13 protein-coding genes are annotated in these 11,268 nt (G+C 70.6%); 10 read left to right on the top strand and 3 right to left on the bottom strand.

All coding sequences use genetic code 11. The features are described from left to right. Positions 1 to 128 precede the first annotated feature (128 nt). The gene (locus ABT137_RS47370; protein ID WP_351719454.1) at positions 129 to 1,454 is read left to right on the top strand and encodes an MFS transporter; all 1,326 of its coding nucleotides are present in this window, start codon (positions 129 to 131) and stop codon (positions 1,452 to 1,454) included. Between the two features lie 53 nt (positions 1,455 to 1,507). On the opposite strand, the gene ABT137_RS47365 is transcribed toward ABT137_RS47370, so the two are convergent. The 3 genes from ABT137_RS47365 to ABT137_RS47355 all read right to left on the bottom strand — a co-directional run bounded on the left by ABT137_RS47365 (position 1,508) and on the right by ABT137_RS47355 (position 3,424). Next, positions 1,508 to 2,272, bottom strand: coding sequence for a helix-turn-helix domain-containing protein (locus ABT137_RS47365; RefSeq protein WP_351719451.1), 765 nt, complete (start codon positions 2,270 to 2,272; stop codon positions 1,508 to 1,510). 194 nt (positions 2,273 to 2,466) lie between these two features. After that, the gene (locus tag ABT137_RS47360; protein WP_351719448.1) at positions 2,467 to 2,889 is read right to left on the bottom strand and encodes an SH3 domain-containing protein; all 423 of its coding nucleotides are present in this window, start codon (positions 2,887 to 2,889) and stop codon (positions 2,467 to 2,469) included. 130 nt (positions 2,890 to 3,019) lie between these two features. Next, positions 3,020 to 3,424 carry a cupin domain-containing protein gene (locus ABT137_RS47355; RefSeq protein WP_089102627.1) on the bottom strand — a complete coding sequence of 135 codons (405 nt, stop codon included), beginning with the start codon at positions 3,422 to 3,424 and terminating at the stop codon, positions 3,020 to 3,022. A gap of 219 nt (positions 3,425 to 3,643) precedes the next feature. Here ABT137_RS47355 and ABT137_RS47350 point away from each other — a divergent pair, with 219 nt between their 5' ends. The 9 genes from ABT137_RS47350 (at position 3,644) to ABT137_RS47310 (ending at position 11,176) form a co-directional block, all read left to right on the top strand. After that, positions 3,644 to 4,207 (top strand): carboxymuconolactone decarboxylase family protein, encoded by a 564-nt coding sequence (locus ABT137_RS47350; RefSeq protein ID WP_351719512.1) that lies wholly within the window; start codon positions 3,644 to 3,646, stop codon positions 4,205 to 4,207. Between the two features lie 111 nt (positions 4,208 to 4,318). Further along, complete coding sequence (locus tag ABT137_RS47345) at positions 4,319 to 5,230, top strand: LysR family transcriptional regulator (protein WP_351719445.1); 912 nt, start codon at positions 4,319 to 4,321, stop codon at positions 5,228 to 5,230. Between the two features lie 128 nt (positions 5,231 to 5,358). Beyond that, positions 5,359 to 6,279: a VOC family protein gene (locus ABT137_RS47340; RefSeq protein ID WP_351719443.1), complete on the top strand. Its 921-nt coding sequence runs from the start codon at positions 5,359 to 5,361 to the stop codon at positions 6,277 to 6,279. A 32-nt stretch (positions 6,280 to 6,311) separates the two neighbouring features. Next, positions 6,312 to 7,760: an NAD-dependent succinate-semialdehyde dehydrogenase gene (locus ABT137_RS47335; protein WP_351719440.1), complete on the top strand. Its 1,449-nt coding sequence runs from the start codon at positions 6,312 to 6,314 to the stop codon at positions 7,758 to 7,760. After that, a complete protein-coding gene (locus tag ABT137_RS47330) occupies positions 7,757 to 8,527 on the top strand; it encodes a fumarylacetoacetate hydrolase family protein (protein ID WP_351719437.1) in 771 nt (256 codons plus the stop codon). The genes ABT137_RS47335 and ABT137_RS47330 overlap by 4 nt, the downstream gene beginning before the upstream one ends. Beyond that, on the top strand, positions 8,524 to 8,895 hold the full coding sequence (locus tag ABT137_RS47325) for a VOC family protein (protein ID WP_089102621.1): 372 nt from the start codon (positions 8,524 to 8,526) through the stop codon (positions 8,893 to 8,895). The genes ABT137_RS47330 and ABT137_RS47325 overlap by 4 nt, the downstream gene beginning before the upstream one ends. Before the next feature lie 25 nt (positions 8,896 to 8,920). Beyond that, entirely contained in the window at positions 8,921 to 9,706 is a 786-nt protein-coding gene (locus ABT137_RS47320; RefSeq protein ID WP_351719435.1) for an alpha/beta fold hydrolase, read from the top strand. Then, complete coding sequence (locus tag ABT137_RS47315) at positions 9,703 to 10,167, top strand: GlcG/HbpS family heme-binding protein (RefSeq protein WP_351719433.1); 465 nt, start codon at positions 9,703 to 9,705, stop codon at positions 10,165 to 10,167. Before ABT137_RS47320 ends, ABT137_RS47315 begins: the two co-directional genes overlap by 4 nt. 4 nt (positions 10,168 to 10,171) lie before the next feature. Further along, on the top strand, positions 10,172 to 11,176 hold the full coding sequence (locus ABT137_RS47310) for a methionine synthase II (cobalamin-independent)-like protein (protein WP_351719430.1): 1,005 nt from the start codon (positions 10,172 to 10,174) through the stop codon (positions 11,174 to 11,176). Positions 11,177 to 11,268 lie beyond the last annotated feature (92 nt).

The raw sequence follows: 11,268 nt of genomic DNA, 5'->3' as shown, positions 1-11,268 counted from the left end.
AAAGTGTTGACGTTTTTGGTCGCCAATCCTTAGCGTCTACGCACCACGGGTCAGCCGCACGAGCCGCGTCGACCCCCCTCTACCGCTTCCCCTCCAGGGAACGCATCCTGGACGAGAGGAAAACAAAGATGTCCTCCTCAACCGCCCTGTCCGCTCGCGGCAGCAGACTGGCCCTGCTGGTCGTCGGCCTGTGCTGGCTGGCCGTGCTCTTCGACGGTCTCGACATGTTCATCTACGGCTCGGTGCTGCCCCACCTGCTGGAGACCAAGACTTTCGGCATCACCCCGGACAAGGCCGGCGACCTCGGCTCCTACGCCACCTTCGGCATGCTGGTGGGCGCCCTGACCGCGGGCACGGTCGCGGACCGGATCGGCCGCAAGCAGCTGATGATCGCCTGCGTCACGCTGTTCTCGCTCGCCTCCGGCATCTGCGCGATCTCCGGGAGCCTCGCGGTCTTCGGCCTCGGCCGCACCCTGGCCGGCGTCGGCCTCGGCGGGCTGCTGCCGACCGCGATCAGCATGGTCTCGGACTACGCCAAGGGCGGCCGGATCGCGATCACCATCGGCGTGCTGATGACCGCCCACCACGCGGGCGGCATCCTGTCCGCGTACGTCGCCAAGTGGCTGGTCGACCCGTTCGGCTGGCGCTCCGCCTTCTGGGTCTGCGTGCTCCCGTTGCTCTTCGTCCCCGTCCTGCTGAAGCTCCTGCCCGAGTCGCTGAGCTTCCTGGTCGCCAAGGGCCGCACCGAAGAGGCAACCGCGCTGGCCGACCGCTACGAGGTCGAACTGCCCGCCGTCGCCGCCAAGAAGACCGCCGCCGACCGCTGGGACGCGCTGCTCAACCTGTTCCGCGGCGGCGAGTGGCTCCAGACCCTGCTGTACTGGCTGGCCTCCTTCGGCGGTCTGCTCCTGGTCTACGGCGTCGCCACCTGGCTGCCGACCCTGATGCGCACCGAGGGCTACGAGCTCACCAACGCCCTGACCTTCGTCGTCGTCTTCAACCTCGGTGGCATCGTGGGCATGCTGGTCGCGGGCCGCGCCGCCGACCGGTTCGGTGCCCCGCGCATCGCGGCGATCTGGTTCGCCCTCACCGCCGTCGGCGTCTACCTGCTCAGCGCCCATATGCCGATGGGTGTGACCACCCTGGTCGTCTTCCTCACGGGTGTCTTCCTCAACAGCGCCCAGACGATGATCTACGCGACCGTCTCCATCCGCTCCACCCCGGACAACCGCGCCACCGCCGTCGGCTGGACCTCGGGCATGGGCCGCTTCGGCGCGGTCTTCGGCCCGTGGCTCGGCGGCCAGCTGCTCGCCGCGGGCAACGGCGAGTGGGGCTTCACCGCCTTCGCGCTGGCCGGTGTCTCCTCGATGGTGTTCATCGGCATCGCCGCCCTGCGCTCGGCCAGGCAGCCGCAGGCCGGCAATGACCGGGAGAAGCTGGTCGCCGCCCACTGACCGGCCCCCGGACCGGTCCGGCGCCGCGCTCCTTCCACGGGCGCGGCGCCTTCCTACGGTTCTCCGGTGGGCTCCGCCTCCAGTCCGGTGCACGCCAGCTGTCCCGCCACCTCGGCGCACGCCTCCACGCCCCGGGGAGCCGGCACCGCGAGCATCGGGCTGGTGTAGCCGACCGCGTCCGAGGCGGGATAGCTCGCCGAGAGCACGTCCTCCCCGGCCCGGACCGAGACCTCGCGCGCGACCGGGGTGCGCAGCCGCACCTCGGACCAGGCGGTGCCGCAGGCCGGGGACCAGCGCAGCCGGACGTCGTAGGCGACACCGGTGACGCGGCTCTTGGTCCGCGCGTCCCGGTCGCACGCCGACGCGTCGGGCAACTCGCCCTGGCAGGACCGGCCGTGGCAGCGCGGCGCCGCCGACACCGGCTGCGCGGCCGGTGTGCCGCGCCGGTCCGAGACGGTCACGGCCGCCGCCGTCACCCCGGCCACGGCGAGCAGTGCGAGCGCGGTCAGCGGCAGCCGCCACGACCGCCTCGCCGGCCGCTCCTCCCGGGGTGCCTCGGCGGCCGGCGGCCCCGCGGGGGCCTCGCACAACGCCAGTACGGCGGCGGGATCGGCGCCCGCGAGCCGGGCCAGGGCCTCCACGGCCGCGCGCGGCGGCCGTTTGTCGCCGGAGAGATAGCGGTGCCACGCGGACTTGCTGTACGGGGTGCGGGCGGCCAGTGCCGCGAGGCTCAGTCCCGTACGCTCCTTCAGTTCGCGCAGCCTCGCTGCCGGCGACTCGTCCGACTGGGTGGTTCTCGCTCCTTCGGAGTGCGGCATGTTGCGTGCCTCGACTTCATTACGCTATGGGCGTTTCGCCCCTGTTGTCGGAATGGCTTCCCATCGGGACCGGGCCCGCAATCGGCGAACAGGTGTGAAGTCGGTGATTCAGGGGGTGCATGTCGAAGGCCTGTTCGGGAACGCGGGTTCCCGAACAGGCCTCTGCGGTCAGGGAGTACGGCGGTGACGGCCCGTCAGCACCACGGGACGGCGTGGCCGACCCGGACGTAGTGGGCGGAGACGTACCCCTTGTGGTGCGGGAGCCGGTACCAGGTGTGGTTGCCGCGCACCGAGCCGCCGTACGTCTTGCAGGCCAGCGGGACGAGCCGGTTGTGGTGACGGTGGCCCACCACGTGGTAGCGGGTGCTCGGACCGGAGCGGACGTTGAGGCGGACGCGGTGGGTGGTCACCCGGCCCACGGTCCGGTACGTGTAGTGCCGGGTGTGGAGGCGGTGGCCGGCCGGTGCGGGCAGGGTGGTGTAGTTGTAGTACTGCACGATTCCCTGGGGCGCGGGGACCGGGGTGGCGGCGCTCGCGGTGGCGGCCCCGGCCGTGGGCAGGAACGCGAACACCGCGACCGTGGCCAGGAGGCCGTTCTTCAGGATCCGACGGGACATGGAAACCTCCGTGCTGTCGTGCTCGTGACCACGAAGCGTGATCACGACTCGGAGCGTTTCCGTGCCGGACCGTCACCATGTCGTCCCCGCGTGCCCTGGGACGCCTGGGACGTCCCAGGGCACGCCGGCCTCAGCCCATCTGGTCCTCGGCCGACAGGTGCTCGACCGTCTTTCCGGTGGCTGTGAAGGTCCGCGTGACATACCCCGACGAATACACCCACAGGATCCGCAGCGGGGTGTCGCCGACGTTGCGGAACAGGTGTGGGACGGGGGACGGGACGTACGTGGTGTCGAACCGCTCCAGCCGGGTCACCTCGCCGTCGACCCACACCTCCGCCTCGCCCTCCAGGACGGTCACGTGCTCGTCGCAGTTGTGCGAGTGCAACGGCGCCCCGGAGCCGACCGGGTAGACACTCATCCCGCTGGTGATGAGGTTCTCCCCGCCCGCCGACGGCGTGGTGATCAGCGGTGTCGACAGCACCGCACCGCCCCGGTCCAGCAGGGGCACGGACGCGGCCTTGATGATCGTGGTCATCCGGGGGTTCCTCTCCACTACGACGTACCCGGTACGCCGACCGACGCTAGGCCGCGTGGACGCGAACGGGTGCCCCCTGGCGTGCAGTTTTACCTTGCGCTCCGGGAGGTGTGAGCGGCCGCGGAGCGGCTGTAGCGTCCTCACCCGGCAATCCACGGCCGCCGGAGAGAGAAGGCAGGTACCGGCCCCATGAGGCTCCCCGTTCTCGGTGAAGACGACATGAACCCCCGCCAGCAGGAACTGGCCGCCCGGATCGCGGGCCGCCGCGGCGCCGTCCGCGGCCCGTTCCGGGTCTGGCTGCACAGCCCGGAGATGTGCGAACGCGCGGAGTCCCTCGGCGCCTTCGCCCGCTTCGACTGCAGCCTCCCCGAGCACCTGCGCGAACTGACCCTGCTGATGGCCGCCCGCAACTGGGACGCCCAGTACTCCTGGAACGCCCACGTTCGCCAGGCGATCGAGGCCGGCATCCCGGAAGCGGCCGTCCAGGCCATCGCCGAGAAGCGTGAGGCGGTCTTCGAGGAGGAGGCCGACCAGGCGTTCTACCAGTTCTGCCGGGAGGTCCTGGAGGAGCACTTCGTCACCGACGGGACCTTCGCCCGCGCCCTGGCGCACTTCGGTCCCAAGGGACTGGTCGACACGATCGGCGCGCTCGGCAACTTCACCATGCTCGGCATGTGCCTGAACACCTTCCAGGTGGACCTCCAGGCCGACCGGGAGCCCCCGTTCCCGGACGTTCGCGGTTATGGCCGGATCACCCCGACCGGAGCCCGATCCAGGTCCTGACCATGAGAAACGCGGCCGATCTTTTAAGCGAAGAACCGTTGACAGAATTGCCGACATTCGATTTGTGTGGGTGACCAGCGCGAGCGAGCCGCACGCGCGTTCGGAGGAAAAATGGACCGCTTGCTCCTCATGCACAGCTTCGTGACCGTCGCCCAGGTCGGCAGTTTCAGCGGGGCCGCGAAGAAACTCGGCTCGTCCGGCTCCCTGGTGTCCCGGCACGTGGCGGAGCTGGAGCGGCAGATCGGCGTACGGCTGGTCAACCGCACCGCCCGCTCCGTCAGCCTCACCGAGCCGGGCCAGCGCTACGCCGAGTTCGCCGCCCGCATCCTCGACGAGATCGAGGCCGAGGACGCCGGCATCGCCCAGCTCCACGACCGGCCCGAGGGCACCCTCAGCGTCATCTGCCCCAAGTGGATAGGCAGCCTCGACCTCGGGGACGCCATCGCCGCGTTCTCGGCGACGCATCCGAAGATCCAGGTCCGGTTCGAACTCGGCGGGATGTCGGACCGTACCTACGACTTCCTGGACAGCGGATTCGACGTCGCCTTCCACACCCGGGACCTCAGGGACTCCAGCGTCCGGCTGAAGAAGATCGCCTCGCTGCCGTTCGTGCTGTGCGCCTCCGCGGAGTACATCGAGCGGTGCGGGACGCTCGGCCACCCGAACGACCTCGCGGCCCACGACTGCCTGGTCCATCTCAACGACCCGGTCTGGCGGATCGGCCACGGGCACACCAGCACCCTGCACAAGATCCGCAACATCGCGTTCTCGTCCAACTCCTACATCGCCCTCCAGAAGGCGGCGGTGCACGGCCGCGGCATCGCGCTGCTGCCCCAGCGCCCGGTCTACGACGACCTGGTCTCCGGTGCCCTCCAGGTGCTGCTGCCCGGCCTCGCCGTACCCGACCGCCCGCTGTACGCGATCTACGGACCGGGACAGGACACCCCGCGCAAGATCAGCGTCTTCCTGGACTTCCTCGCCGAGTGGTTCGCGCAGAACCCGATTCCCGCGATCCGGTCGTAGGCCGGGCGGCCCGCGGCCCGAGTGGCCCATGCCGCAAGAAACGCTTGCGCATTCCGTAGAGCTCAGGCCATTGAGCCCCTCGCGAGCCGAAATCTACGCTCGCGAGGCGACCCGGAAACGAGGAATCCATGGGAATCCAGAGAATCGAATCGGTCACCTACGCCGTCGACGACCTCGGCGTATGCGTCCGGTTCTTCGACGACTTCGGGCTGTCGATGGTGGAACGGACCGACGAGCACGCGGTGTTCGAGACCCGTACCGGCCAGACCCTGCACCTCGACACCCAGCCGTCGCCGCTGCTTCCGGCGCCCGTCGAGAGCGGGCCCACGCTGCGCGAGGTCGTCTGGGGCGTCGACACACCGGAGGAACTGGCACGGCTGGTGGCGGAGGCGGGCCGGGACCGCGCCGTCCGCGAGAGTGCCGACGGCGTCCACCACACCGTCGACGAGACCGGCTTCGGCGTCGGCCTGGCCCTGGCCCGCCCGACGCCCGCCCCGGTCACGCCCCGCCCGGCCAACACGCTCGGCAGCGTCACCCGCTGGAACACCGCCCTGGAGCCGATCACCCGGGTCCGCCCGCTGCGCATGTGCCATGTCGCCCTGAACATCCCCAAGGAGGGCCGCGAGGCAGCCGTCGGGTTCTACGTCGACCGGCTCGGGTTCCGGCCGACCGACGTGGTCGAGCCCATGGGCGTCTTCATGCAGGCCCCGGGCGACGACGACCAGCACACCATGCTGCTGTGCCACCGCCCCGACAAGGCAGGGATCAACCACATCGCCTACGAGGTGCCCGGCTTCGACGACGTGATCGAGGGCGGCAACCACATGATCGAGCACGGCTGGCGCGAGGCCCGCAGGCTCGGCCGGCACACCATCGGCTCCAACGTCTTCCGCTTCCTGCACGCCCCGTGCGGCGGCCGCGTCGAGTACGCGGCCGACATGGACCGCGCCGACGAGAAGTACGGCACCCGGGTCCACGAGACGACCCCGCCGCACCACATCTGGGCCCTGCGCACCAACCGCGACCAGGAAGCCCCCACCGCGTCCTGAACCTGGTCCTGAACCTGAGAGGGCACCCCTTCATGACCACCGACCACGGCTACCCCGCCGTCCGCATGTACATAGCGGGCGAGTGGTGCCAGGGCGGCTCCGGACGGACCGCCCCCGTCGTCAACCCCGCCACCGGGGAGACGATCGGCGAGGTCCCCCTCGCCACCCCCGCCGACCTGGACCGCGCACTCGAAGCCGCCGAGCACGGGTTCACGGTGTGGCGCGCGACCTCGATCGCCAAGCGTTCCGCCGTCCTCGACCGGGCCGCCGACCTCATCGCCGAGCGCGCCGCCGAGATCGGCCGCGTGATGACCCTGGAGCAGGGCAAGACCCTCGCCGAGTCGACGGGCGAGGCCAGGCGCACGGCCGACACCCTGCGCTGGCACACCGAGGACGCCCGCCGCGCGTACGGCCGTATCATCCCGTCCGCGCCCGGCACGGTCCTCACCGTCCGCCGCGAACCGATCGGCCCCGTCGCCGCCTTCGTGCCCTGGAACTTCCCGGTCGGCGGCCCCAACCGCAAGATCTCCTCGGCCCTCGCGGCGGGCTGCTCGCTGATCATCAAGGCCTCCGAGGAGACCCCGGCCACGGCCGCCGCCCTGGTGGAGTGCTACGCGGACGCGGGCCTGCCCGCCGGAGTACTGAACCTGGTCTTCGGCGAACCAGCCGAGGTCTCCGCCCACCTCATCGCCTCCCCGGTCACCCGCATGATCGCCTTCACCGGCTCGGTTCCCGTCGGCAAACTCCTCGCGGCCGAGGCCGGCAAGGTCATGAAACCCACCCTGATGGAGCTCGGCGGCCACGCCCCGGTGATCGTCTGCGCCGACGCCGATCCCGGACAGGCCGCCCGCCGCGCCGCCCAGGCCAAGTTCTTCAACGCCGGCCAGGTGTGCACCTCGCCCAGCCGCTTCCTCGTCCACGATTCCCTGGTCGAGGACTTCACCGCCGAGTTCGTGAAGGCCGCCGAGTCGGTCGTCGTCGGCGACGGACTGACGCAGGGCACCACGATGGGCCCCCTCGCGAACGAGCGCCGGCTGCGGTCGATCGAGCGGCTGACGGCGGACGCGGTGCGCAAGGGAGCCACGGTCCGCACCGGAGGCGAACGGCTCGACCGCCCCGGCTACTTCTTCGCCCCGACCGTCCTCACCGACGTACCGGCGGACGCCGACCTGCTCTCCGAGGAGCCGTTCGGGCCCCTCGCACCGATCGTGCCCTTCAGTGACCTCGACGACGCCCTGACCACCGCCAACTCCCTGCCGTACGGCCTGGCCGCCTACGGCTTCACCAGGTCGGCCGCCACCGCCGAGAAGCTCTCCGACGGACTGGAGGCCGGCATCCTCTCCCTCAACCACTGCGGCGGCTCGGTCCACGAGGCGCCCTCGGGCGGGGTCAAGGACAGCGGGTACGGCCGGGAGGGCGGCCCGGAGGCCCTGGACGCCTACCTGATCACCAAGCGTGTCTCCCACCTGCTGACGCCATGAGGTACGCGCGAGTCTCGATGGAGGGCCGGGCGGTCTGGGGCCGGGTGCGGGACACCCGCGTCGAGCTGCTCTCCGGGTCACCGCTGGAGGGCGAGCCCGACGTCCTCGGCACCATCCCGGTCGTCGGCGCCGAGTGGCTGCCGCCCGTCGTGCCGGGCGTGTTCTACGCCGTCGGCTACAACTACCCCCGCCACATCGCACACGCCGGTGCCGCGACGCCCGAGCGTCCGGAGGTCGGCTACCGGGCCAACAACGCGCTCACCGGCCACGGTTCGCCGATCGTCAAGCCGGCCGAGGTGACCGGACGCTTCGAGGCCGAGCCGGAACTCGTCGCCGTCATCGGCCGCACCGTCCGGTACGCCGACCACGACGAGGCCCGCAAGGCGGTGTTCGGCTGGACCATCGGCAACGACGTCAGCGCCCGCACCTGGCAGCACGAGGACCGCACGTTCTGGCGCAGCAAGAACAGCGACACGTTCAAGCCGATGGGGCCGTGGATCGAGACCGAGGTCGACGCGCTCGCCCAGACGACCACCCTGAGCGTCAACGACGAGGTACGCGCCACGTTCCCGACCGGGGACATGGTCTTCGACCCCTTCGACTTCATCGTCGAGATCACCCGGCACATCACCCTGCACCCCGGTGACGTGCTGTGGATGGGCGCCGAGTCCACCTGCCGGCTCGAACCCGGCGACACCGTCGAGGTCGCCATCAGCGGTATCGGCGTGCTGTCCAACCCCGTACACCTGGAAGGCAACCACTCATGACCGCGGAACCCCGCTACATCCACCACGTCAACTTCCCCACCACCGACCCCGACCGCACCGCGGCCTGGTACACCAAGGTCTTCGGGATGAAGCGCATCATGCCCAAGTCGAACACCCGCGTGGTGCTGATGACCCGGGGCACCTTCGACCTGCACTTCACCCCTGTCGAAGAGATGGAGCGCATGGCGCCCTACCACTTCGCCGTCGAGGTCGACGACTGGGACGACTTCCTCGCCCATCTCAAGGAACTGGGCATCCGGCACACCCGGCCGATCGAACGCCCCGAGAACCAGTCCAAGTTCTGCTACATCCACGACCCCGACCACACGATGATCGAGCTCGTCTACCACAGCCGCCGCCCCAACTAAGCGCGTTAATACGGGAGTTCACCCCATGCCCATCGCCGACTCCGACGGCACCTCCATCTACTACGAGCGCCACGGCAGCGGCCCGGCGATCCTGTTCGTGCACGGCAGCGGCGGCCACCACGCCGCCTGGTGGCAGCAAGTGGCCGCACTGCGCGAGGAGTTCACGGTCCTCACCGTCGACCTGCGCGGCTTCGGCAAGTCCGACTCGTCCATGGCGGAGTTCGACGGCCAGGACTTCCCCGGCGACGTCGTAGCCGTCCTCGACCAGGAGGACATCACCGACGCCATGCTGGTCGGCCAGTCCATCGGCTCCGTCGCCGCCCTGCGCGCCGGCCTGCTCCGCCCCGAACGGGTCTCCTCGGTCGTCCTCGGCCACTCCCTGGGCGGCATCAGCCACCCCGAGCTGCGGGAACTGGCCGCGGCCGACCGCGCGGAGGCCGTGAAGCTCCCTGTCATCGACCGGCTGTTGACTAAATCGTTCCAGCAGGAGCGGGCCGACCTGACCTTCCTCTTCCAGCAGATGGGCACGTTCAACGTGGCCAGGATGCAGGACCTGCGCAACCTCGACACCGACGGCCCGACCCTGGACGAGATCCGGGCCTCCGGCGTGCGAGTCGCCTTCCTCGCCGGGGAGAAGGACGCGGTTCTCAGCGTGAAGACCGTCACCCGCGCGCACGAACTGCTGCCCGGCTCCCACCTGGAGATCGTCCCGGACGCCCCGCACTCCATGTACTGGGAGACGCCCCAGCCGTACAACGCGGCCGTCGCCCGGCTCCGTCGCACCCTCACCGCACCGAAGGAAACAGCATGACCAGCCTCCCCCTGGCCGCCGCCGAGGAGATCATCGGCGCCGCCCACCAGCGCGCCCAGGAGATCGGCAAGGCGGTGAGCGTCGCGGTCGTGGACGCCGGCGGCTTCCCGATCGCCATCCGCCGCCCCGACGGCGCCCGCCCGCTCACCCCCGACATCGCCCGCGCCAAGGCCTACACCGCGGCCGTCATGCAGCGTCCAGGACCCATGCTGAAGAAGTGGCAGGAGAGCCAGCCGGTCTTCTTCGCCCAGCTCTCCCAACTCCCGGGCGCCGCCCTTCCCATCATGGCCGCCGAGGGCAGCGTCACCATCAAGAAGGACGGCGAGATCATCGGCGGGCTCGGCATCGCCGGCGGCACCGCGGACGAGGACCAGCGGATCGCCGAGGAGGTCCTGAAGGCGCTCGGCTACGAGCTGGAGTTCGCCGCATGGGGCGTCACCGGCTCCGGCGGGAAGGACTGACACCATGGCGGACACGTTCAACTACCGCATCGACCACCACGGCAGCCTGGTCCGCCCGGCAGGCCTGTCCACCGCCGACCCGGAGGCCGTCGACGCGGCGGTCCGGGAGGCGGTCGCCTACCAGCGCAAGCTCCGCTCCACCGTCGTCACCGACGGCGACTTCCCGCGCGAGGACTTCCGTAGCGCGGTCCTCGACGGTGTGTCGGGGTTCCGCCGTACCGACGGGGCGGCCCCGGACGGCCTGGTCCACTGGGTCGCCGAATCCCTGCCCAAGGCCAACGGCCCGCTGCTCGCCGACCGGGCCGCCCAACTCGCCGAACTGACGGTGATCGCCCCGAAGGCCACGTTGCCCTCCCCGGCGTACCTGGCGGCCACCACCTTCCAGCCGGGCCTCGGCGTCTCCTCGGCGCGCGAGCTGGGCGAGGCCCTCGCGGAGATCGTCCGGGCCGAGATCGAGCTGCTGGTGTCGAAGGGCGTCCGCCTGATCCAGCTCGACAACCCGCTCCTGCTGGCCCAGGTGAGCACCGACCCGGCCGAATCCGGCGCACTGTCCTTCACGGACGCGCTGGCCGTCGACGCCCTGGCGGTACGACTGGACGACCGCCCGGAGAGCGTCCGCATCGGCGTCGCCCCCGGCTGGTCGGCCCCGGCCGAGGTGGACCGGGCACGGGCGGAGGAGCTGTACGCCACGGTCGGCGCCGACCGCTGGATCCTCCCGTTCGACCAGGGCACGCAGGCCGAACTCGACCTCGTCACGGCACTCCCGGACGACAGGGACTTCTGCCTGGGCGTGGTCGACGCGACGGTGCCGGAGCTGGAGGACATCGACACCGTGATGTCCCGTATGGACGCGCTCGGTGAGTTCAAGGACCTGGAGGACGGCGCGGTATCCCCGTCGCGGGGCTTCGCGGACGTGGCGAGCCGGCCGCTCCTGGGAGCCGAGGACCAGCGCAAGAAGCTCGTGCTGGTCGAGACCATCGCCCGCTATTGCTGGGGCAACGAGTTCTGACCGCTGATCTGCCGACTGCGGCGCCGTCGTGGTTGCTCGCGCAGTTCCCCGCGCCCCTAAAGGGGCGCTTGTGCAGCGCCCCTTCTTTTAGG

Origin of the sequence: Streptomyces sp. NPDC001980 (assembly GCF_040296885.1) — a bacterium.
Classification (GTDB): Bacteria; Actinomycetota; Actinomycetes; order Streptomycetales; family Streptomycetaceae; genus Streptomyces.
The sequence above is the reverse complement of the archived record's forward strand: the minus strand, read 5'-3'. Positions and strand labels throughout refer to the sequence as shown.

What these genes read in the sequence shown, in the direction of transcription:
- ABT137_RS47370 (WP_351719454.1), top strand. Translation starts at nt 129, where the DNA reads ATGTCCTCCTCAACCGCCCTGTCCGCTCGCGGCAGCAGACTGGCCCTG.
- ABT137_RS47365 (WP_351719451.1), bottom strand. Translation starts at nt 2,272, where the DNA reads ATGCCGCACTCCGAAGGAGCGAGAACCACCCAGTCGGACGAGTCGCCG.
- ABT137_RS47360 (WP_351719448.1), bottom strand. Translation starts at nt 2,889, where the DNA reads ATGTCCCGTCGGATCCTGAAGAACGGCCTCCTGGCCACGGTCGCGGTG.
- ABT137_RS47355 (WP_089102627.1), bottom strand. Translation starts at nt 3,424, where the DNA reads ATGACCACGATCATCAAGGCCGCGTCCGTGCCCCTGCTGGACCGGGGC.
- ABT137_RS47350 (WP_351719512.1), top strand. Translation starts at nt 3,644, where the DNA reads ATGAACCCCCGCCAGCAGGAACTGGCCGCCCGGATCGCGGGCCGCCGC.
- ABT137_RS47345 (WP_351719445.1), top strand. Translation starts at nt 4,319, where the DNA reads ATGGACCGCTTGCTCCTCATGCACAGCTTCGTGACCGTCGCCCAGGTC.
- ABT137_RS47340 (WP_351719443.1), top strand. Translation starts at nt 5,359, where the DNA reads ATGGGAATCCAGAGAATCGAATCGGTCACCTACGCCGTCGACGACCTC.
- ABT137_RS47335 (WP_351719440.1), top strand. Translation starts at nt 6,312, where the DNA reads ATGACCACCGACCACGGCTACCCCGCCGTCCGCATGTACATAGCGGGC.
- ABT137_RS47330 (WP_351719437.1), top strand. Translation starts at nt 7,757, where the DNA reads ATGAGGTACGCGCGAGTCTCGATGGAGGGCCGGGCGGTCTGGGGCCGG.
- ABT137_RS47325 (WP_089102621.1), top strand. Translation starts at nt 8,524, where the DNA reads ATGACCGCGGAACCCCGCTACATCCACCACGTCAACTTCCCCACCACC.
- ABT137_RS47320 (WP_351719435.1), top strand. Translation starts at nt 8,921, where the DNA reads ATGCCCATCGCCGACTCCGACGGCACCTCCATCTACTACGAGCGCCAC.
- ABT137_RS47315 (WP_351719433.1), top strand. Translation starts at nt 9,703, where the DNA reads ATGACCAGCCTCCCCCTGGCCGCCGCCGAGGAGATCATCGGCGCCGCC.
- ABT137_RS47310 (WP_351719430.1), top strand. Translation starts at nt 10,172, where the DNA reads ATGGCGGACACGTTCAACTACCGCATCGACCACCACGGCAGCCTGGTC.